Origin of the sequence: Alloprevotella tannerae ATCC 51259, from assembly GCF_000159995.1 — a bacterium.
Lineage (GTDB): Bacteria > Bacteroidota > Bacteroidia > Bacteroidales > Bacteroidaceae > Alloprevotella > Alloprevotella tannerae.
In genome coordinates this window covers 484,122-506,368 of the sequence record NZ_GG700642.1, presented here as the reverse complement: position 1 = coordinate 506,368, position 22,247 = coordinate 484,122, and the positions used below count along the sequence as shown (strand labels likewise).

The 22,247-nt window shown below is 47.1% G+C and carries 17 protein-coding genes and 2 pseudogenes; 8 read left to right on the top strand and 11 right to left on the bottom strand.

The window, feature by feature from the left end:
- Positions 1-192: 192 nt before the first annotated feature.
- The 4 genes from ccsA to nrfH all read right to left on the bottom strand — a co-directional run bounded on the left by ccsA (position 193) and on the right by nrfH (position 4,768).
- Entirely contained in the window at positions 193-981 is a 789-nt protein-coding gene (gene ccsA / locus GCWU000325_RS02145; RefSeq protein WP_040599157.1) for a cytochrome c biogenesis protein CcsA, read from the bottom strand.
- Positions 981-2,279: a cytochrome c biogenesis protein ResB gene (locus GCWU000325_RS02140; protein ID WP_006254338.1), complete on the bottom strand. Its 1,299-nt coding sequence runs from the start codon at positions 2,277-2,279 to the stop codon at positions 981-983. The genes ccsA and GCWU000325_RS02140 overlap by 1 nt, the downstream gene beginning before the upstream one ends.
- Positions 2,280-2,486: 207 nt before the next feature.
- Positions 2,487-3,983: an ammonia-forming cytochrome c nitrite reductase gene (gene nrfA, locus GCWU000325_RS02135; protein WP_006254337.1), complete on the bottom strand. Its 1,497-nt coding sequence runs from the start codon at positions 3,981-3,983 to the stop codon at positions 2,487-2,489.
- 152 nt (positions 3,984-4,135) lie between these two features.
- The gene (gene nrfH / locus GCWU000325_RS02130; protein ID WP_377925005.1) at positions 4,136-4,768 is read right to left on the bottom strand and encodes a cytochrome c nitrite reductase small subunit; all 633 of its coding nucleotides are present in this window, start codon (positions 4,766-4,768) and stop codon (positions 4,136-4,138) included.
- Positions 4,769-5,205: 437 nt separating this feature from the next.
- Between nrfH and GCWU000325_RS02125 the strand changes: the two genes are divergently transcribed.
- Both GCWU000325_RS02125 and GCWU000325_RS02120 read left to right on the top strand, forming a co-directional pair.
- A complete protein-coding gene (locus tag GCWU000325_RS02125; protein WP_006254335.1) occupies positions 5,206-5,739 on the top strand; it encodes a hypothetical protein in 534 nt (177 codons plus the stop codon).
- A 408-nt stretch (positions 5,740-6,147) separates the two neighbouring features.
- On the top strand, positions 6,148-9,312 hold the full coding sequence (locus GCWU000325_RS02120; protein ID WP_006254333.1) for a choice-of-anchor J domain-containing protein: 3,165 nt from the start codon (positions 6,148-6,150) through the stop codon (positions 9,310-9,312).
- 235 nt (positions 9,313-9,547) lie between these two features.
- Here GCWU000325_RS02120 and GCWU000325_RS02115 read toward each other — a convergent pair whose 3' ends face one another.
- Both GCWU000325_RS02115 and GCWU000325_RS02110 read right to left on the bottom strand, forming a co-directional pair.
- Positions 9,548-10,816 (bottom strand): Y-family DNA polymerase, encoded by a 1,269-nt coding sequence (locus GCWU000325_RS02115; RefSeq protein ID WP_006254332.1) that lies wholly within the window; start codon positions 10,814-10,816, stop codon positions 9,548-9,550.
- Between the two features lie 6 nt (positions 10,817-10,822).
- Positions 10,823-11,473 (bottom strand): LexA family protein, encoded by a 651-nt coding sequence (locus GCWU000325_RS02110; protein WP_006254331.1) that lies wholly within the window; start codon positions 11,471-11,473, stop codon positions 10,823-10,825.
- 819 nt (positions 11,474-12,292) lie between these two features.
- On the opposite strand from GCWU000325_RS02110, the gene GCWU000325_RS02105 reads away from it, so the two are divergent.
- The 3 genes from GCWU000325_RS02105 to GCWU000325_RS02095 all read left to right on the top strand — a co-directional run bounded on the left by GCWU000325_RS02105 (position 12,293) and on the right by GCWU000325_RS02095 (position 14,710).
- A complete protein-coding gene (locus GCWU000325_RS02105; protein ID WP_006254329.1) occupies positions 12,293-13,846 on the top strand; it encodes an acyl-CoA carboxylase subunit beta in 1,554 nt (517 codons plus the stop codon).
- A 72-nt stretch (positions 13,847-13,918) separates the two neighbouring features.
- Positions 13,919-14,242, top strand: coding sequence for a hypothetical protein (locus GCWU000325_RS02100; RefSeq protein WP_006254328.1), 324 nt, complete (start codon positions 13,919-13,921; stop codon positions 14,240-14,242).
- 9 nt (positions 14,243-14,251) lie between these two features.
- Positions 14,252-14,710, top strand: coding sequence for a biotin/lipoyl-containing protein (locus GCWU000325_RS02095; RefSeq protein WP_006254327.1), 459 nt, complete (start codon positions 14,252-14,254; stop codon positions 14,708-14,710).
- 246 nt (positions 14,711-14,956) lie between these two features.
- Here the strand turns inward: GCWU000325_RS02095 and GCWU000325_RS02090 are convergent, their stop codons facing one another.
- From GCWU000325_RS02090 to GCWU000325_RS11845, 4 genes are all read right to left on the bottom strand, one after another.
- Positions 14,957-16,570 carry a glycoside hydrolase family 10 protein gene (locus GCWU000325_RS02090; RefSeq protein WP_006254326.1) on the bottom strand — a complete coding sequence of 538 codons (1,614 nt, stop codon included), beginning with the start codon at positions 16,568-16,570 and terminating at the stop codon, positions 14,957-14,959.
- Positions 16,571-16,577: 7 nt separating this feature from the next.
- Positions 16,578-17,513 carry a tetratricopeptide repeat protein gene (locus GCWU000325_RS02085; protein WP_006254325.1) on the bottom strand — a complete coding sequence of 312 codons (936 nt, stop codon included), beginning with the start codon at positions 17,511-17,513 and terminating at the stop codon, positions 16,578-16,580.
- Between the two features lie 124 nt (positions 17,514-17,637).
- Complete coding sequence (gene crcB / locus GCWU000325_RS02080) at positions 17,638-18,015, bottom strand: fluoride efflux transporter CrcB (protein ID WP_006254324.1); 378 nt, start codon at positions 18,013-18,015, stop codon at positions 17,638-17,640.
- Between the two features lie 254 nt (positions 18,016-18,269).
- Positions 18,270-18,416, bottom strand: coding sequence for a hypothetical protein (locus GCWU000325_RS11845; RefSeq protein WP_006254323.1), 147 nt, complete (start codon positions 18,414-18,416; stop codon positions 18,270-18,272).
- Between the two features lie 329 nt (positions 18,417-18,745).
- Here GCWU000325_RS11845 and GCWU000325_RS02075 point away from each other — a divergent pair, with 329 nt between their 5' ends.
- The 3 genes and pseudogenes from GCWU000325_RS02075 to GCWU000325_RS02065 form a co-directional block, all read left to right on the top strand.
- Positions 18,746-19,672 carry a magnesium transporter CorA family protein gene (locus GCWU000325_RS02075; protein ID WP_006254322.1) on the top strand — a complete coding sequence of 309 codons (927 nt, stop codon included), beginning with the start codon at positions 18,746-18,748 and terminating at the stop codon, positions 19,670-19,672.
- A 103-nt stretch (positions 19,673-19,775) separates the two neighbouring features.
- The gene (locus tag GCWU000325_RS02070; protein ID WP_006254321.1) at positions 19,776-21,725 is read left to right on the top strand and encodes a DUF349 domain-containing protein; all 1,950 of its coding nucleotides are present in this window, start codon (positions 19,776-19,778) and stop codon (positions 21,723-21,725) included.
- Between the two features lie 130 nt (positions 21,726-21,855).
- Positions 21,856-22,005, top strand: a pseudogene (locus GCWU000325_RS02065) (thymidine kinase); the annotation flags it as partial.
- Here the strand turns inward: GCWU000325_RS02065 and GCWU000325_RS12345 are convergent.
- Positions 22,004-22,129: pseudogene (locus GCWU000325_RS12345) on the bottom strand (DNA methylase); the annotation flags it as partial. The pseudogenes GCWU000325_RS02065 and GCWU000325_RS12345 sit on opposite strands and share 2 nt — an antisense overlap.
- Positions 22,130-22,247 lie beyond the last annotated feature (118 nt).

The window sequence follows — 22,247 nt, the reverse complement described above, 5'->3', positions numbered from 1 at the left end:
CTGTCGCCCTCCTTGCAATATTTGATGTCAATGTTTTTCTTAATCGTTCGTGGGCGTGTATCTGTATTCGCTGCTTCGCTTTTTATCCATCCTATCGATAAGCGCGGTATGCGTATAGTAGAATCAAAAAGATTCCTTATCCGGCGAAAGGGCACAGATAAGGAATCTTCGGGAAGAGGCTGCTCGTGGCGCCTATTGTAAGTTGTACGTATGTACGCTCGAGCCTTGGGCAGAAGGGAGATAGTTGATACCCCACCAACACATCTGCAAAAGACAAAAAGAGATGATTAGCGTCCAAAGTGCGGGTCGCAGATTGTGCGGCTTATACCAGCGATAATGGATATAAATGAGGTAAGCCAGCCAAGTGATAGCCGCCCACGTCTCCTTCGGATCCCAACTCCAATAGTGTCCCCAAGCTTCTTTTGCCCAGAGTGCGCCCATCAGCATGCCGAGCGTCATAAATGAAAGTCCGACATTGGCAAGGTCGTCTGTGATGTGTATTTCTTTTTCCGTGACTTCGCTTTTCTTGAAAAACAAGAGATAAAGCGACATCAAAACAGCTGCTCCCAAGAGTGCATAAGCCATCATATAGACGATCACGTGCGGGGCAAACCAAGGACTTTGGAGTGCCGGCATCAGCGTCTTAGAGTGTATCTCCGGTTTGAAAATGTTGATACAAACAAAGACGGTGGATAGGATCGTGGAGAAACTAAGAATCCACTTATAACGCCAGCGACTGTAAACAATAATGCCCGCCAAGGGAAGGAAGAAACTATACCAAAGGCGCGTTTCGCCCATTGTGCGGAGGGGAGGGCGCTCCAGGCTGATCCACATCAATACAATATAGGTGAAGAATATGGCTAAGCCGACTCCCGTAGCTGCAAAAGCCAGTTTGCGTTTCTCTTTCCAAGCGCCCCAAGCGCCAGTAGCCCAACACAGGACGGAAGTGATGGCAAACAGGATAAAATGATTCCAACTTATCATCTTGTGACCTCCTCTCTTTTCTTGCGGCCTGCCGTGAGGAACATACCGACAGCGCCGATTAACAACATAAAGATACCTGCATAGACAATGGGAAGCCAAGGATCCGTAACGAGTTCGAAGACACTCACATTGCTCCATTTGCCCATTTGCTCGTTATAGCTGAGCTGATATATTTTCCATCCGGAAACAGAAAAAGGCTTGTTGACCTCTATCTCGGTTTGAATATTCTGCCCATCCATCGTGTAGATGTCGACCAAGGAGGCGTAGCGGCGCGGCTCGCGGTTGGGCATTACGATTGTATGCTCATTGTCGAGTTTCAGACCTTGGTAAGGGAACATGTAACTGCCGCAGGAGATCCATCCCTGCTTTTCTTCTGTGCCGCGCGTAGCTTTGACGAAGATGGCGCAAGCTGATCCGGGCGCTTCGCTCTGTACATAGCCCTCATTGTTGCGCGCCACGCCCAGAGAGTCCATACGGATGTTGGCCATCATGCCCGTAGGCATCTTACCGACCATACGTACTAATGCTGCCGGCATAGCATCTTCAATGCGCTTTACGACTTCAATGTTCCAGTCCGTAAGGTGCCCCGTGCGAAGGCCTTTATCAAGGACTAAGTTTTCCGGCTTTTTGGCCGGTTGCGGAAGGCCTCGACGATTGATAACTACCAGTTTGGGTGGATATTCGTCGATCGTAAACTTTTCCAATTGAATAGCTACGGGCAACTTATGAACATTCTTCCAGGCGTCAAGGCCGCGCCATTCTACTTTTCCTTGCTCACAAAACATTTTCAAGCGCTGCATATCCGCATTGCCGAGTGTGCCGCAAGTTAAGACGATAAAGAGGCCCAAGTGGCTAACGACGGAAGGCAACCGGCGCCAAGAAAAGCGCGAAAGTTGCAAAATCGTAGCCTCGCCCGTAATGGCCGTCATCCAAACATAAACGAGAATAAAGGGCCAGAAGTTGAGCATCTTGGTAAGACCTATTGGGTCAGCAGGCAATCTGCCTTCAGGCAGTTGGCGGGTGAGGCCCATAATAATTGTGAGCAACGCAGCTCCGGCGATAGCCGGCACAGCTGCCTGCATTGAGGTCATAAAGCGGCAGAAATAAAAGTGCTTCCGCAGTAGCCATACCACGAGTAGGAGCGCCACGAAAATCGTCAGTGCAATGATATTGGCGGGCCACATAAAAAGCCCCCACTCCAAGGGGCCGATGGTAAACTGAAGGATGAGGCCGATCAGCATTAAACCTACCGTGATGGCGCTGCCTTCTTTCAGTGAATAGGGTTTATTCCACATAGTTTTAATAAGTTCTTAACCGTCCGGGTAATCTCTTTGGCGTAGCTAAGGCACAGCTTCTTGCGTTGCAAGATATGAGGACGATTCCTTCTGCGCTTGCGCTCTTTAGCCGGCTTTAATGAAACAAAACGATGGGGACGGAGTTGTCCTTAGCTCTCGTCTCCCATCGTTTGTTAGATTATAGTTTGCCCATTTCCTGCATTGGCGTTAGATGGGCTTAGTGATAAACCTTTTGTTCTTTCGCGCCGTCTCAACCCATTTCGGAACAACAGTGTCGAGGAATTGCTTCTTCTGTTGACGCAGTTTAGCCATATCGAGGCCGCAATACTTGGCAGCTTTGTCGCGCGTAGAGATATCAGGAATAGGAATTGTGCCCGTATATCCGTGTTTAGCCACAACGCGTGCGATTTGCAAGCGGGCATCTTTTGCGTATTCCATTGCGCCGGCCAAGAGGCGCATCACTTCTTGAGGCGCGTGGAAGGCTGCACCGTGGCTGGCTACGGCGTAGTCCCAGCGCCATTGACCCTTGCGCAGGTCAGAGAGCACCTCTTTCATTTCAGCTTCAGTAGCGCCCTTATCCCAAGCAAACTTCGCTTCGATGTGGGCATAAGCCAACTCCTTCTCAACGCGCTTGCGGAAGTCGTAAACCTTCTGTTGGCGCTCATAAACATTCTGACGCAAGGTCTCTGCATCTTGACGGTGGCAAGTCTGACAAGTGCGGTCAATGTGAGCCAGCGGACTCATAATATGGTGATCCGTGTATTTGACGCCGCCTTCAGAGATATAAGGCATATGGCAGTCGGCACAAGAGACGCCGCGCTGGCCGTGGATACCTTGCATAAAGAGTTCGTAGCCCGGGTGCTGTGCTTTCAGGATCTTAGCTTTTGACAACGGGTTGATGTAATCGTAGAAACCAATGCTATCGTAGTGAGCTTCTGCATCTTCACAGAGTAATCCTCTCTCCTGCGGGAAGTGCAAATAGTTGCCATTCTCTTTTTCGAAGTAGTACTCCGTATGACACTGTGCGCACACCAAACTACGCATTTCATTATGACTCGCCTTGCGAACATCTTTGCCTACGCGAGCCCAAGCCTCATAAAGTGCGGGGCGCGCCGGACGGAGCTCCATCGTGCGAGCATCGTGGCAGTCGGAGCAGCCCACGGTGTTCATTACCTGATCACCCCAATCGCTCCATTTCGCTGCATAGAATTTGTCAGTGCCCTGCTCGCGCATCAAGCGAGGCACATCCGGGCCTTTGCAAGTCCAGCACGTACCCGGCTGTATATCCGTTTGCCCGTCAACACCCGGGCTGCCCGTGCGGAGGATCTTAAGCAGATCTTCTACGCTATGGCGGTGTCCGCGCGGCGTGTTGTATTCTTTAGAAAAGGCATAACCATTCCAAAGAATGACCATCTCAGGGTGCTCCTCGAGCACGTCCTTTTCTTGCGAGCCGTTGTATTTACTCTCGAAAGTCGTATCAGCAGTCATTGCCCACGATTGATATTCTCTCGGAAAGTCTTCGGCAAATTTCTCGTTCTGCGATACAATCGAGTCGGTCATTTGTATGCGGCGATTATTGAATATACTCGCCACTTCTGCCCTGCGTTCTAATAGTGAAGAACAAATCAGGCCTAATACGAAGACAATGACCATTGCTCCACCAAAGAGCAACCATCCTTGCCATTTTTTCAATTGTTTTGCCATATTGTAGAATTAGGAATTTTGCTTTATGAATGCGTCGCGGCTGCGACGATGTTTGTTATGTTGATTCTTATACTTCGGCGGTCGGCGGCTTGCTTATTGCTCTGTCGGCGGCGCCTTGCGTTGTGTGTTTGTGAATACTATCAATAGATTCGCTAACGCAGATTGGGGACAGCTTCGTGGCCTAACATCTTCTGCAACCATTGAGGAACCGGACTGGGGGGCAGCGGTTCTACAAATTCTGCGCCGGGAGTCGACGAAAGCGAGTTCATACCGCCGTGAGGCACGTCGCGATGGCAATCCCAGCAGGCTTTTCCTTCGCCACGTTGCGCCATCATATAATCAATGCGTCCTGTTTTTACAAATTCCGTGTTCAGTTGTTTGTGGCAACGAATGCAGTTGTCCATAATAACCTCGGCCGATGCCTCTTCAGCCATAATCGTCTGGCGTTCACTCTTTGTCACAAAGTAAGCCACGTGCTTCATACCATCTTTGCCCTTAAAGAGATAATGCGACAAGATATTGCCATTAGGGACATGGCAGTCGTTGCACGTAGCATTACGCGCGTGAGACGAATGGCTCCACGTAGCATAATAAGGCGACATGATGTGGCAATTGATACACGCCTTCGGATCGTCGCCGATGATGTAAGTGTGCATTCTCAAGAGATACATAAATAATCCGCCTGAGCCTACAATGATGCCCAATAAAGAAACAAGTGCTATCTTCTGACGATAGCTGAGTGCTTGCTTGAAGCCGGCCCATTTGTTTTTAATCCGAGAAAACATCTCACGTACACGCATAAATCTTGTCGTTTAATCGCTACAAAAAGACAGGAATAGGTTTTATCTTGCAAAAATTTCGAAGAAAAAATCATAAGTAATGAGGGTGATTTTCTCCTTATTAATAAGGAGCCTTGCCGGAGATCCCCTCAATTAGGTAGATGAGCGGGTGTTGCTGCTCTTTTGTGCCTGAAGAAATCGTGCTACGCAGTACGCGGAAGTGATTTTAATGAGGTGCGGAAAAGAATAAAGTTGTACATTTGAAGCTGAAAGAAGCAAAGGCAGATTCCTATTCCGGCTTATTGGTCGTGATTGACGGAAGTGTATCATAAGCGGAATAGTACTCCGATGACTTCTATGTGTATGGCAAGACAATTTTGCTGTCAAGCCTACAATCATTCTTAGAACAGATAGCCACCGACCTAAGTGAATCGCTTTAGAAAATGGAAAAGGTAAAACGTTTATTATATGCGTCATTTCGCGCGCTCGTTATATTTTGGGGCGTTCAAATGCTTTTATATGTAATGGCAACTATACTCGTGGGCGTTTGCGAGGGTTCTTTGTCTTTAGCTAAAATGACAGCATTAGGTTACGAACTTCTTGTTCTTTCGATGCTTACGATGGTGTATTATGGTTGGCTTAATCTTCTGTTTTTATGGTTGCTCTATTTTACTAAGATCAATAAAGCATGGGTGAAAAGTTATTGGGCGCTTATTGTTGAGGGTAGTTTGTTCTGGATATTTTTTTATGTGATAAGAGAAGTGATAGATGCTCTTCCGGATAACCTTAAATTCTATTATGCTCAACCTTTAGTTGTAGATGATCAGGCTGTTGCCGGTGCGGCTTATAGCATTCGCCCTTACTTTTCAGATGGTGCTCAACTCTTATATGTGTACATTATTCTTTTCTTGATAGCTCTGCTCGTCAAACGATATGGGAGAAGCGTTTTTAAAAAGTATGTGGATAGAAAAGATTAGCAGTGGCTTTTAAGACGATCTCAAACGTGGAGTGTCTAAGGCAAACGGCATAAGGAGACAATTTGCAGATTATTTATAATGAGACCTTATGCGCGTCTTGAGGCGCTACTTCCTGCCAGGAAATATGAACAGCTTGTTTGAAATAGCTGTAAATATTTTGAATGAAGATAAAAATGAGGTATATTTGCAAGACCAAGATGGGCATTAGTCCGAGAAAGCTTGTGGGCTGCTTCTTGGTGGTAAAGTGCTGATGTTAACCCCTGTCGAAAGATACCGCGTACTATAGCGTATAGTTTACCTTATCGCAACACTTGGTAACTGTATGCTTTGGTAGCCTGTTTAGATCTAAGACAAATTTATCACCTTATTTAAACCTGTTATTAACCCAAAGTGTTGCAAAAAAAACGTATGAATAGTTTTTTATCTAAGCTGTTTTTATTGAGTACTATGGCCCTCATCGGGCTTTCTGCAGCGAGTGTTAGTGCGCAGCCGTATGAGAAAACTGCTGCAAAACAGCATAAGCAGCGATTAGTTAATGCTGAAAGTAAATCTTCCCCTGATAATTTGCAAGGGACTTTAGAGTTTAAGCGGCAAAGTCTCCTTTTGCCATCCGGCACAAAGCAGACCTTTCGGGCTGAAAAGCGTGAGCAGCAGCGCTTGGGTGCGAAGTCTTTTATGAAGGATGCGCCCGGCAATGTGGCGGAATTACCTTTCAGAGAAGGGTTTGATAATGAAAATGCACTAACTTCATTTACCATTATTGATGCAAACAAGGACGGCAATACGTGGAGTTATTTTCTTGACAATGAAACGGGACAGTCGGCCGTTCAAATGCAGTATGGCGATAACAGCCACGATGATTGGCTCATAACACCACCGCTGGCTTTAAAGGCAAATATGGTGTATAACATTTCTTATCGTGTAGCAAGTAAGGGCATATCCTACCCTGAATTGTTGGAAGTGAAATATGGAAATGCTGCTACCGTAGATGCAATGACCAATGTGCTTGTAGAGCAACATAAAATTACCAATACCGAGTACGAGACTATTAAACAGACATTTACTCCGACAGCTGATGGCGTCTATTATTTCGGATTTCATTGCACAAGTGATGTCGACTGGTTTTGGCAACTCATTCTTGATGACATCTCTGTTGAGGGCAATTCGATGAAAGCCCCCAATGAAGCAAACCTTGTATCAGTTACAGCGGCTAACGATGGTAGTTTGAAAGCTACTATAGACTTTGTTGCGCCGGCAACAGCCATTGATGGTTCAAACCTTGAAGCACCGCTCACGATAGACATTATGCGTAATGGGGAAAAAATAGGTGAGATGGGGGATATTGAACCTAATGGTTCCTATAAATATGTAGACAATGAGGCTGAACAAGGAATCAATGCCTATTCTGTTATTGCGAAGAACTCATTGGGAGAAGGAAAAGAAAGTAAGAGAATCGAAGTTTATGTAGGTGTAGATACTCCCATTGCGCCAACAAATATTCAAACAAGTCAGACCGATGATTCTATTACGCTTACTTGGGATGCTGTGACAACAGGATCACACGGTGGCTATGTTAAACCGGCTGATGTGCTCTACAATGTTTATGAGATAGAAGAAACCGGTACAGGAGTTAACCTGACGCTTGTGAAGAAAGTGTCGGAAACATCTATTAGTATTCCGTATAAGACTAATGTAGGACAGCAGGATATGATTAACTACGCGCTTTCTTCTGAGAATGAAGTGGGGGAAGGTCCTCGTGTTATGTCGCCTAATATCCTTGTCGGAGAACCTTATGTCTTGCCATTCGAAGAACATTTTAAGAATGGTCGCTTAGATAATTCTATGTGGTGGGTCTCGGAAACAGATAAATCTACTTTCCAGTTAATGCAAGGAATGTCTTCTGATGGCGATGGCGGATGTACGGGTTATGTTTCAGTTGCTGATGAGGATAGTGCTACGATGGGGTCCGGAAAGATATCTATTAAAGGGGCAGTCAGTCCGACATTGGTCTTTTCCAATCGTTCTTCAGTTCCTAATGGAAAAGGGAAGGTTATCGTGAGAATAGATGCTCCGGGCAAAGAAACCAAGCAACTATGTATCGTAGACTATGCGAACATAGATAATTCACAACAAGAATGGCATACGACCTCTGTAAAATTAGACACAGAATACACCGTATTGCCTTATATAACGTTTACCTTTACTGCGCAAGCACCAACCGGAGAAACCGTATACTTCGATAATATCTATGTGCGTGATGTGGTGGAGAAAGATTTGCGTCTATCGCTTAATGCGCCTTCAAAAGTACGTAAGGGCGAGACGATCACCGCAAAGGTAGATGTCAGAAATATGGGAAGCATTGAAAGAACTAACTATACGGTTCGACTCTATGCAGGAAATGATTTGATAGATAGTAAAGTCATAGCTGATCCGTTAGCTCCCCACGCGCAGAATACGGTATCATTAAAGTGTCCTACTACGGTCGTCGATGTTTCGCCGCTTTCGTTGAAAGCAGAAGTAGTAACAGCGGACGAAGATGCTACGCCTGATGATAATGTCGCAACAGCCAATGTTGAGCTGCTTTCTTCTACTAAAACTGCGCCTACTAACGTTACGGCAACGATGCAAACTGATGGTAAGGTTGTTATAGAGTGGCAGAAAATAGAAGAAACTTCTGAAGTGGTAACTGACGATTTCGAGAGTTATACACCTTGGGCAACAGATGATTTCGGAGAGTGGACATCGGTATATGGAGAGAAAGGCGTCGCACGTGGTCCGTTTAGTCGTTCTTATCCGCATCCTAACGAAGGAAAACGATTTGCTTTTACTTTAGTAGAGCCCGCTTCATGGCTAACAGATAAAGTTATGGAAGAGTATACTTGCCTGCGTCCACATAGCGGCGGTCGCTATCTTGCCTCTTTTTATAGTGTAGAAAATTCACAATTTATCGTAGCAGACAACTGGCTTATTTCTCCTTCGCTCCCTGGTAAGGAACAAGTGGTTACTTTCTGGGCGAACAACTTTAAGTCGTCAACACTTAACTATCCGGAGAATATAGAATTGTTTTATTCAAAAGCAGGAACAACGATAGCCGACTTTATCCCAACGAGTACGAAAGTCATAGTTGACGGTGGCGTATGGAAGCAATATTCTGCTACTTTGCCGGAAGGTGCCACTTATTTTGCCATCCATAATAATACAGCTGATACTTACATGTTAATGTTGGACGACATAACCTATACTGCAGGTTGCGGAAAGGTTGTGGCTTACAATATTTATCGTGGAAATAAGTTGATAAAGCGTATTGATGCTGATACGCCAAGTAAGTTTACTGATACAGAAGCATCAAACAATAATGCAAATTATGCAGTCTCTGCCGTCTATGCGGGTGGTGAATCTGAGGCGACAAAGGCTACTCCCGTTACAGATGTCAAGAGTATAGAAATCAACTCCGGTAAGCCTTTTGATCTTTATACAATAGATGGCCGACTCGTTGCAAAGGACATCTATTCTTTAAAAGGAATACGAAAGGGAATTTACGTTGTCAATGGCAAGACCATTATAAAGAAATAAAGCTTAAGGCATCAAGTACATTTGGTAGGTTGGCAATAGTCAGCCTACCAATGTTTTTTTGTTGATGAAATCAAGAGTCTTCGAAAGTTCTTAAGGCAAAAAAATGTATGCAAACCGTTTTGTAAAAAGTTTCATTGGAAAGGGTTCAATGGGCTTAGGTCTTGCATCCATTATCGGACTATAAGTTTACACCTCTACCTTTAGAAGGCGCGTGCGATGCCTACCGCGCGTCACTTTATATACGAATCGTCATAATTTCGTTAATATCCGTAAGATAGTTTGGTGTGCGCTGCTCACATTTGGCGGTCCATTTTTGTTTTCCTATGCCTTCAATGCCCAGCAGAATAGTTTTTTTCCCATAGCGCTGGTTTATATTGTCTATGAAGTGCATTAATTGATGACGTTCAGAGCGATTGGAAATGTGGTCAAAAAGGTCTTGCGAGATAGCTTTTCCGGAAGAAATATCCCCAAGAACAACCCCCGACTTCTTATATTGTATGCCCGGGCGATAGAGTTCTTGCAGAATCGCGATGGCCGTATTGGTAATTTCAAGTGTGTCGGCTGTGGCTATGGGTAGGGTATAGGTAAGCATATTATTATATTGTGGCAAATCCTCGCGAAAGCGGTTCGTCGCAATAAACACCGTAACACTTCTACACAGAGACGACTGACTACGAAGCTTGTTGGCGCAAGAGCTGGCAAAATGAGCTACCGACGCTTTAAGGTCTTCAAGTTCGGTAACCATATTGCCAAAGCTGCGACTTGTACAAATTGTTTGTTTAGCAATGACTTCCGTGGTGTCAATACAATCAACGCCATTAAGTTCCTTCCAAGTGTGGATCATCGGTAGCGTAAAGCGACTTCTCACCCAGTTTTCACTTTTATCTGCAAAGGCCAAAGGCGTATGAATGTTGTAATATGCTAATTTCTTCAGCGTGCGTCGACCGATTCCCCATACGTCAGATAGGTCAACAAGGGCCAACGCTTTGCGCCGTTTCTCTTCTGTATCAATCAAACACACTGAGCGATAACCTTTGTACTGTTTGGCAAACTTACTACCGATCTTTGCCAAGGTCTTACTTGGAGCAATCCCCACACTCATGGGGATTGCTGTCCAAAGGCGCACATTCTCTACGATTTCTCTCATAAAATTTTCCATATCATAGAGTTGTTCATAGCCATCAAGGCAGCAAAAACTTTCGTCAATGCTGTAATTTTCTACGTGATGAATACGCTTTCGTAGCATATTGGTTACACGACGCGACATCGCAGCATAGAGCTTCATATTTGCTGAGAAGAGTTTCACGTTATGACAAGAAATAAGATCTCTTACTTTAAACACGGGGTCGCCGCGCTTAATCCCAATCTTCTTTGCTTCGGGAGTAAGCGCTACGATGTTGCCATCATTGCTGGATAATACGCAGACAGGCTTTCCCCTTAATCCCGGATGGAAGGCTTTTTCTACGGAGCAAAAGAAGCTATTGCAATCAGCCAAAGCCCACATATCTTGTTATGCCCGAGGTTTATGAATCGTATAAGTGACTACGCCCCATACCGAGAAATCATCTTCTTCAAAAATCTCTATACGGGGATATTTAGGGTTGGCCGGAACCAACCACGTCTTTCCCGCTTGCTGCACGATATGCTTAATGGTGTATTCTCCATTATATTCGCACACTGCCACTTCGTGCTCGCTGGGCGTCCGATTACTTTTATCTACAATAATAATGTCTCCGTCGCTGATGCCGGCATCAATCATCGAATCGCCTCTTACCTTTATCAAATAAGAAGCTTCCGGATTGGGACAAAGCATCCGGAGGATATCAACACTTTGGGCCTGCTCATCGGTGTCTAAAGCCAGAGGGAAGCCGGCTACAACGCGTGCATTGTCAAACTTTGGGAGCGTCATTGATCGAACGCTCGTGGCCGGATAAATGTCGCCCAATGTTTGAAGCGCGAAAAATGAGGCGTCTTCCTCCTTCTTGTTGAAAGCCTTTTCTATACAGTTGTGTATAAACGCTGTTCGGTTTTTATGACTATCAATAAAGTCGGCCAGTCGCCCTTCTATACGGAAGGAGAACAAGCGGCGATCGCCTTTGGGGCGCCCGGCGCCTGCTCTGCGCCCACCCCTGCCATTCTTTTTGGCTTCTTCTGCTTTCATTTTTGATATGCTACGAATGTTTCTGCAAAGTTACAACCTTTATTTGAAAAGCGTTTACGCTTATCAAAAGAAAAAGACTATGGGGCATACGCAATCATCGCGTGAAGACTTAGAAGAAGGTATAGATCCTTAATAGGACCTTATATTGAATTTGCGGCAACTTATGCTCCACCACCGATTGCTTAGTTCAATGTTGGGCGCAGGCTTATTCTCAAATGGCGTATCTATGAGCTGATTTTTTTGCTCCTTATTGGGACTTTTTTCCCTACTTGTTGGGAATTAAATTCCTCCTATTGGAATTTTTTCCCTCCTAGTTGGAATTTTTACCTCTCGCGTCTGTACGGAGAAAGCCAAGCGCTGATTAAACCTTTTTGCCTTTGTGAGCGCTTAGGGGCTTGTTGCTTTATTCGCCTTGCGCTTATCAAGGAGAATGATGTAGAATCCTTTTCGGCCGGTTCGGTCATTTTTTAGCAAAAATAACTACCGACGTTTGAAACGTAGTAACTCAAATCAAAATAAAGACTCAAAAGTGCTCAATTTTGTAGGATTGCAGTGCGAAAAAAGATAAAAAATGCATATTTCGCGCACTGTATAGTCGGCGCTAATTCTTTGAAATAAAACATTTGAGAAGAAAGTGTGCAATCTAAACTCGTATTCTTTGCGCAAATGGTGGCCTTAGTGTGCAAAGTGCGCAACTATAACTTTCACCTGTCAAAACCTAATGCAAGAAGTTGAAAGCATACGAAAAAAGGCATAAATACTTCTGATTCTCTTAGGTTTCGTGTAACTTTGTCCCCCAAAATAATACGATTGCATATTATGAATGAACAACTGAAGAAAGTAAAGCAATTGGTCGAATTGCGCCGTAAGGCTCGCCTTGGTGGCGGGGAGAAGGCCATCGACAAGCAGCACGAAAAAGGAAAATATACGGCGCGAGAGCGTATTGCGCTACTGTTGGATAAAGGTTCCTTCGAGGAAATGGATATGTTTAAGCTTCATCGCTGCCACGACTTTGGCATGGATAAGAAGCAATATTTGGGCGATGGCGTCGTGGCCGGCTCCGGTACGATCAATGGCCGCTTGGTCTTCATTTTCGCGCAGGATTTTACGGTCAACGGCGGTAGTCTTTCGATCACGATGGCCGAAAAGATATGCAAGGTGATGGACCTTGCTATGAAGACGGGCGCTCCCTGCATCGGCCTCAACGATTCTGGCGGTGCACGCATTCAAGAAGGCATCAATGCGTTGGCCGGTTTTGGTGAAATCTTTCAGCGCAACATTGAAGCCAGCGGTGTAATCCCACAAATCTCCGGTATTTGCGGCCCTTGCGCCGGTGGTGCTGTGTATTCTCCGGCTTTGACTGACTTCGTTGTGATGCTGGAGGGCGTTAGTTATATGTTCTTGACGGGTCCGAAGGTGGTGAAAACCGTAACGGGCGAAGACGTGACGCAAGAACAACTCGGCGGTGCGAACGTGCACGCTTCTATTTCCGGCGTAGCGCACTTTACGGCAAAGACGGAAGAGGAGTTTGCGCTGCTTATTCGCCATTTGCTCGAATATCTGCCACAAAATAACTTAGACCACGCGCCGCTGAAGCCCACCAATGATCCGATTGATCGTAAGGAGGACGCGCTGAACGAAATAGTTCCGGATAATCCTAATCAGGCTTACGATATGTACAACGTAATTTCAGCCATTGTCGATGATGGCGAGTTTATGGAAGTACAGAGTCAGTTTGCCCGCAATATTATTATCGGCTTTGCGCGCTTCAATGGCCAAAGCGTGGGAATTGTAGCTAATCAGCCCAGTGTCTATGCCGGCGTTTTAGATAGCAACGCCAGCCGTAAAGCAGCTCGCTTCGTGCGTTTCTGCGATAGCTTTAATATTCCTATCGTTTCACTCGTCGATGTTCCCGGCTTCCTGCCCGGTACAGGTCAGGAGTATAACGCGGTGATTGACCACGGCGCAAAACTCCTCTTTGCTTATGGTGAAGCAACGGTGCCTAAGGTGACCGTGACGCTGCGCAAGAGCTATGGCGGTAGTCATATCGTGATGGGTTGTAAGCAGTTGAAGAACGACCTCAACTACGCTTGGCCCAGTGCCGAGATTGCCGTGATGGGTGCCAGTGGTGCTGTGGCAATTCTCAACGGCAAAGAGGCTAAGGAGCAAGAAGATCCGAAAGCATTCTTGGCAGCAAAGGAACAAGAGTATAACGATCTCTTCACGAATCCGTATAAGGCTGCAGAGTATGGTTATGTCGATGACGTAATCGAGCCTCGCAATACGCGTTTCCGCATCTGCCGCGCACTGGCGCAACTCTCCGGCAAGCGCGAGACGAGACCGATTAAGAAACATGGCAATATTCCGCTTTAATAAGGAAGAACAAGTCTTGTTGGCCGATCCGCTTCGGCCGGCAAGGCGCTATTCAAAACCATTGAAAAGTCAATGAAGCATTATAAATTTCAACTGAACGGGCAGGCGATTTCTTTGTCGTTTGACGACAATAGCGCTTCGCTCCAAGATTTTTTGATCGACGGTAAGGCGCCGCAGGTCTCGGACGAGCAACTGCCGGCTTTTGTGGCGGCGATTGTGCTTGCGCTGTTTGAGCACGACATCGAAGTTGTCCACGATGACGAACCGGATGTGATTACGCTCAAACCCAGTCGGGCGGGGTGGGTCTCTCCGGCCGAATTAATGAACGAGAAGAGCAATATTTCTAAAAACTTACACGCTCCCGAAATACCTTCCGGCGAGGGAAACTTAATGTAACGCAGAAAAATGAAGACATACAAATATAAAATTGACGGCGCAGCCTACGATGTTACGATCAACGAGGTGCAAGGTCGCCGTGCGAAGGTTGTAGTTAACGGTATCCCTTTTGACGTCGAAATGCAAGGGACGCAATTGACAGAAGACAATTTGCCCACTGTCGATACGACGGCTGTGCCCGATGCGCCGGCACCTGCTCCTGCCGAACAGCCGGCCGCAGCAGCAAGTGCATCGAGTGCATCAGAGGCGGGTAAAGGCAATCCGGTAAAAGCTCCGCTTCCGGGTGTGGTTACGAAAATCTTAGTGAAGGCCGGCCAAGCTGTGAAGAAAGGCGAGAACATCCTTGTGCTGGAGGCTATGAAGATGGAAAATAACATCACGGCAGAAAACGATGGTACGGTGACGGCCGTTTGCGTGAATCCCGGCGACAGTGTTTTGGAAGGAACCGTCTTATTGACGATCGACTAAAACAAGGTAGTGCTTTGCGGTAGTGTAATCTTGTCTTCGTTCGTCAGCATACGATATAATGCGTATGCAAACTACTTTGACAAGAGTGTGGGCCGCATCGATTAAAGCATAAAATAGCGCGTCCGACGTTCAATACCACTGAACGTCGGACGCTGTTTTGGTATCTCTTTCTTAGGTTTCGCCACAGAAACCAAAGCCGTCGCTTTATCCGTCTAAGGCGTGTGCCTCCCAACTAAGATACCGGCTTTATCGCCTGAAGAGTCTGACCCGATGCGAGCGGCCTTTGCGGCCGACCGTTCGGAGTTCGTAGTAGCCGGGACCCAAATCAGAGACGTCAATCGTTGAGGTCGCGTCCACCGTGCGCAGCTTGCGGCCAAAAGCATCACAAATCCAAAACGCTTTGACGTCGATGGGCAGATCCGCAACGTGTAGCGTGTCCTTCAAAGCCTGAATCTCGCCGCCTATCTTTAGAAACGCAGGCTGACTCTCGCAACCATAGCGGTCCATAGCCTTTACCGCATATTCCGCGTATAAGCGCGCGGGCAAGGCCGGCCGATAAGTGAAATGTCCCGTCGCAGTTTGGCCTAAGAAACTAAATGTTTTCCCCTCCTTTATATATATATTGTGTATCCCATCGATTGGGAAATTGAAATGCAAGTCGTAACCCTGCCTCGTCAGCGTTGCGCGAGGCGTCGCAGGAAGCGTACTTTGCGGATTCTCTATCGGCGGTGTGAGCACCGGGCGCGTAGTATATTCTCCTGCCAGCCAATCATACACTCCCTTTGTGTTATTGGTTAGAAAATCACTTCGGAAAAGCGCGAATCCGCCTGCCTCCGCCGTGCGCAGGAAGTTCATTTGCCGCTGCAAAGTAAGCAACGGCCAATTCTTTTCTCCCGCACTCAAGCAATAAACGCCCAATCCCGGCGCCACCGTTCCCCGCTCGGCACGTTCCAACCAATCTAAAACAAACGGATAATAATTGTCTCCATCAAAATACATCATAGGAAAGAGCACGTCCATCCAACCTTTGTTCAGCCACATTACAGCATCTTGTCCGACCGCATCGCGTGCATTCCACCCGCGTGAAGATTGGCGCGGCAAGTCCGCATATTTCCCTACCGGTGCGCAAGATAAACGCACCCAAGGCTTTTGAGATTTCACCGCCTCGTGAATCTTTTCTACGACGCGCGTCACGTTATCGCGCCGCCAGGCTTTGAGTTCGCGCCCTTTACCATACTTACGATAAGTCGCTGCATCGTCAAAATGAAGGCCGGCTTCCGGATAGCGAATATAATCGAGGTGAATGCCGTCGACGTCATACTGACTGACAAGTTCTCGGCACAGATTCGCAAGATAATCGGCCGTGCCCGGCATACCCGGGTCCATTATATATTGATCGTCCGACCGCCGACAGAGTTCCGGATGCTTACGTACTACCGATTTAGTCCCCAAAGCCTTCAACACATTCAGTTTACAGACCGGAAAAGCTACCATCCACGCGTGCAGTTCCATTCCTCTGCGGTGACATTCCTCAATCGCAAAAGCCAGCGGGTCGTAAGTGGGGCGTCGTCCGGGCGTTCCCGTGAAGATGCCGTCCCAGGGTTCGATGTCGGAATCGTAAGCCGTCGTTCCGCGCAAGCGCACTTGAAACAAGACGGTGTTGACTTTCGCCGCCTGCAATTGGTCCAAGATGCGGCACAACTGTTTTTGCTGCGTGAGAGGGTCGTGTCCTTTCGGCCAATCCAAGCCCAAAAATGTCGTAAGCCAAACGGCGCGATACTCCCGTCGGTCAAAGTCCTGCGCTTGCGTTAAGTTGGCCGCCAGCAGTGCAAAACTGAGCATCAGCAGTAGTCTTTTCATCGTTCTTTTATTTCAATTTTTGTTCCAATTCCTTCCAAGCTGCAGAGGGTATGCCGCTGCGGCGTGCTATTTTGAGGTCTTCCCGCGCCGCCTGCTTTTGTCCGAGCGCGAGCAATATCTTTGCGCGTTCGATGCGATAAAGCCCATTGTCCGGTGCGTCTTCAAGCAGCGCATCATAGATAATTTTTGCTTCTTCTATGTTGCCCGTTTGTTTCGCCCCATCCAGAAACATGACAAGATCTTGCTTGTTATTCGGACAGTTTTTGCAGAATTTTATGGTTTCTGCCCGCATTTCCTGCAGTCGCCCTTCAGCTTGCAGGATGCAGAGCAACAACAGGTGCGCCTCGCTCTTGTTGGGCTTTCGCGTCAGTAAGTCTGTCAGTTCCGCCCGTGCTGCTGCGTATTGACGCAGTTCGACTTTGGCCGCAGCACGTAAAAGATGTACGGAGTCTGCCAACAAATTGGTGGCGTCTTGCTTCAGAAAAATGTCGCAGTCGGCTATAGTTTCTGAAAAATTGTTCAAGAGAAAGTAAGCCTTTGCTCGATTATAGCGCGACTCTTGATCGCCGGGTTGAGCGAGCAGGGCTTTGGTGAAGCGCTCGATGGCTTGCCTCATTTCCACGCGTGCCAAGGAAATGAGGCCCAAGTTGCGCCAAACGACATAATTGCCCTTGGCATCCGGCCGCAAGTGTAGGGCTTCCTTAAACAACGCTTCGGCCTGCGGCAAAGAATCGGTAGCCAGTGCGTTAAAAGCTCGCCGCAGGCAGTCGACATATTGCACCGAATCTTCACGCAGTGCGCGTTCGTCGCGCCCTTGGTGGTCATAATCTTTCAGCGTTTTCGACTTTACCGTCGGGCCGCCCTTTTTCAGGTCAACGACCACTTGCGCCTGCACAGCCGTGAGCCCGAATAGGACGAGGAAGAATAGGATAATTCGTTTCATCGTTGCAAAGTTAGATTCCGTAAGGCAGATTCGTGGCATCCGAAGACCTAAATTTATGAAATCCGAAGTTCGTTTTTTCTGTCAAAAAATGGAAAATGATAATTCTCTAATCAACCGGAGCGCCTCAAAGTGCCGGTCGCGTCAGCCAAAAGCCAAGGGCCACCATCAGCAGGCCTGCACCGATGCTGCCGAGGGTGTAATAAAGGAATACGAGGATTTCCCCTTTTTGCAGCAAGGCCATATTTTCAAAGGCGAAGGTCGAGAAGGTCGTAAATCCGCCGCAGAATCCCGTGATCAGCAGTCGGCGCCCTTCTTGGTCCAACCAAGGGATCGATAAGGCACGCCCACTCAACAGACCAATGAGTAGGCAGCCGAGCACGTTGACCGCAAACGTGCCGTAGGGAAACGCGCCTGTGCAATATTTGTTGGCCATTTGCTGGCCATAATAGCGGGCAATCGTCCCGAGAGCGCCGCCTGAAGCTAAGAGTATAACTGAATTCATAGCCTTGATGATGTGGTTGCAAAGTTAGTGAATCCCACTTGGATACACGCCCTTCTCATTTCTCTTTCCCGTCTGCTCGACTTGCCGCGCAGACGTAGCCGTCCTCTGTTGCTGCCGGCGCATTTCTTTTCAGACGAGGACTTTATAACCATTCGTAGACGTCTGTCTCTGCAGCCATAAATCGAGGCCGCTTATTGTTTGCTCGCGCCAAACCATCGTTTGCCGGGATCAAACTATGGTTTGCTGGGAGCATACTATCGTTTGCTGCCGCCAAACAATAAATCCTCTACACTTTGAGGCGCATTTTCCGACTGCTCGGTCTGCCCTTTAGCGCCGGCGGCGCGCGGTGGATGGTCGTTGGTCTCGTGCAAGTTGTTCTGCGTTGCCGCCCCCCTTGCCATCCTCAGCTGAAGTTGCGCCAAAAGGCAGAGAGACGGCGCACGAGTGGACGACAAAAACCAAAGACGGCTCGTGCATTTCAAGCCACGTCTCCTATTTTTGGTGGAAAAAGAGCGACAAGGCCGTCCTGAAAGAAATAATTTGTTTATTTTTGCACACCAAGAACAAAAGAAGGCGAACAGTAGTGCGTATCGACAATAAAATTTAAGTCGGTTGCTGCTCAAAAGCCTAAAACGAAAAAATGGACGATTACCACGCGGAAAATTACGATTGATAAGGCCGGGAACCGATGCGAAGGCTTCCCCGCCCAAATAATCATGGAGGAAAGCTTATGCGAACGTACTGGAACACCGATCAGAGTCTGCGCAATCTGGATAAGTGGGAACCCAACTGCTGGGTGCAGGTCACTTGTCCAACTCCGGACGATGAAGATTTTCTCTTCAACGAATTAGAAATTCCTACTTACTTTCTCGACGACATACGCGATAAAGACGAGCGTGCACGCTATGAATATGAAGAAGGATGGTCGCTCATCATTCTACGTATTCCCTATGTGAAAGAAGTGCGCTCACAAACGCCGCACACAACCATACCTTTGGGCATTATTCTTAATAAGAACATCTGCGTAACTGTGTGCAACTATGAGACAAATATGATGATCGACTTCATTTCTTACCAACAGAAAAGAAATGCGGGCTTCACCGATTCCGTCGATCTCGTCTTTCGTCTTTTCCTTTCTTCATCTGTATGGTATCTGAAGCGCTTGAAGCAGATCAATGTCTTGATCGAGGAGGCTAAACATAAGCTCGACCATTCGATAAACAACGAGGACTTGATCGGTTTGAGTCGCTTGCAAGATAGTTTGACTTACTTTATTACCTCCATTCGTGGTAATGAGACCTTGCTGGCCAAACTAAAGTTTAAGCTTCCTATAGACGAGTTGGACGCCGACTTGATCGAAGACGTCAATATCGAGATGAACCAGGCGCGCGAAACGGCTAACATCTACGCAGACATATTGAAGTCGACGATGGATACGTATGCGAGCGTGATCAATAATAATATGGCCGACCTGATGAAGCAGATGACGTCGGTTTCGATTATCCTGATGTTCCCGACCTTGATTGCCAGTATTTTCGGTATGAACTTAGTGACCGGTTGGGAAACTAAATGGTGGAGCTTTCCGGCAGTTGTGGCCGGCTCAATCATCGTGACGGGAATCTTTTTCTGGCTCTTTAAACGCAAAACTTGGCTCTAAAGAGCAACATAACGGAAAGAAAGACAACGAAAAACTTTGTCACATCATAAATATTCCTTTGCTTTGCACAGCTTAATGAGCATGATTAGGAAAAACAACGAAAATGGACGAAAATAAACTCCCCGCATCCGAGCAGACGCAAGCGGTTGATGCAACCGAAACAGCAGCCTGCACTCCGGATGCCGACAATGCTGCAATCGTGAAAACAACTCCTGAAGCAGTAGAAACAACAAGCGACCCAGCAACCGTTACGCCTGAAGAAGAAACGGAACAACAGCAGGAGCAAAATGCGCCCGCCAGTAAGCTGGAGGTGATTGAGCGACTGAAAACGTTGAGCGAAAATCCGGAGGACGTGAAGCGCTCCGAGCTGGAATGGCTTAAGCAGACGTATTATCGCTTGCGCAACGCTGAAGTTGTGGCTGCACGCGAGCAATTTGTGGCTGATGGCGGACATGCTGACGACTTTATGCCTGCACCGGATGCCGACGAGAGCACCTTTAAGCAGATCTATGAAGAAATACGCGATAAAAGAGCTCAATTGGCAGCTGAAGAGGAGAAGGAAAAGCAAGATAATTTGAAGCGTAAGCTGGAAATTATAGAGGAAATCAAGGCTAAATCGACTTCTGCCGAGGAGGCAGATAAGAATTTTGAGGCGGTGAAGCAGCTGATGGCGGAATGGAAGACCATAACGCTTGTGCCGGCTGAAAATGCCACGGAACTCTGGAAGAATTATCAGCTCTGCGTAGACCATTTTTACGACCAGTTGCACCTCAACCACGAGGCGCGGATGTATGACTTTAAGAAAAACTTGGAGATTAAAACGCAGCTGTGTGAGGAAGCGGAGAAACTGATGGAAGCAGCAGATCCCGTGGCTGCTTTTCATCACTTGCAATTACTCCATCAAGAATATCGCGAATCCGGACCTGTAGCTAAAGAGCAACGCGAGGAGATCTGGACGCGCTTTAAGGCGGCTTCGACGGCTATCAATAAGCGCCACCAAGAGCATTTTGTGGCCCTTAAAGAGAAAGAAGAAGAGAATCTGCAGAAGAAAACGGCTTTGTGCGAGAAGGTGGAAAGCTTAGACTTGAATGTGCCTAAGACTTTCGCTGATTGGGATAAGCTGACGAAGACTATTATCGAATTGCAGGCAGAATGGAAGACGATCGGCTTTACGCCGAAGAAGATGAACACGAAAATCTTCGAACGCTTCCGCGCTACTTGCGACCACTTCTTCCGCCGCAAAGCAGAGTTCTTCAAGGGATTGCGCGAATCGCTGGCTGCGAATCTTGAGGCAAAAACGAAGTTGGCAGAGGCAGCCGAAGCTTTGAAGGAGAGTACGGATTGGAATGAAACTTCAAAGCGTTTCGTAGACTTGCAAAAGCAATGGAAAGAGATAGGTCCTGTAGCTCATAAGGTTTCTGATGCGATTTGGACGCGTTTTAATGATGCTTGCAATTACTTCTTTGAACGCAAGAATGCGGCTACGGGCGACCAACGCAAGGTGGAAGAGGAAAACTTAGCAAAGAAGAACGAGGTGATCGAAGCTTTGCAAAAACTCTATGAAGCCGGAGTGGAAGGTATTTCAGAGCAAGTGCACGACCTGCAAGAGCAATGGAATGCTATAGGCCACGTACCTTTCCGCAAAAAAGATAAGATCTATAAGAAGTATCGCGAGATTTGCGATCGTATATATAATGAGTTGCACGTATCTGTACGCCGCCGGAGTATAGAGAACTTCCGCAAGCAGGTAGCAGAGAAGGGCGAGGACGAAATCAGCAAAGAGCGTCGCCGTCTCCGTAATGCACTCGAAACCAAGCAGGCTGAGATTAAGAATTATGAGACTAACTTGTCGTTCTTCAATAGTAAGTCGAAGGCCGGTGATAGTCTCGTGGCAGAGATAACGCGCAAAATCGAGCGCCTGCGTGGCGATTTGGAAGAAATCAATGAGAAGTTGAAAGCTACGCGTGTGCAGAATAAGAAGCAACAAGCCGCAGAAGAGGTGACGCCTGCTCCTGCTGCCGAAACGGAAGCAGAGGCAACTCCGCAAGCTTAACGCACTTATACATATAATATATTATGAGACCTCAAGACCTTTTACTGAAGGCTTGAGGTCTTCTTTTTAACTTTAGGCAGTCGGCTTTGAGAGTTTTCGTATCTTTGCTGCTGTAATTTAAATCTTTGTTATGAGTTTGTTTCAAGAGGAGAATGTGTGTCGTGGTCGCATTGAGGTTGTTTGCGGTTCGATGTTTTCCGGAAAAACTGAAGAGTTGATTCGTCGTCTGCGCCGTGCAACCTTTGCCAATCAAAAGGTGGAGATCTATAAACCGACCATAGGAGACCTTTGCAAAATAAGGAGGTGTAGTAAAGAGGAGTTCTTGGCATAAAAGGAGCGAGTGAAAGGGGTGGCAGTAAGGAGTGAAAGTAGTTGTAAATCCCCCTTTGAGGAGCTGCTTGCACGAGCTCCTCAAGGGTGGTTATGCCTTATCCTACAAATGAGGACATAATTATCCCCGGGGTTCTGTATAAATTAAAGGCGATGCTTTCAAGAATGTTTTGAGTATGGGTCTTGGCAAGT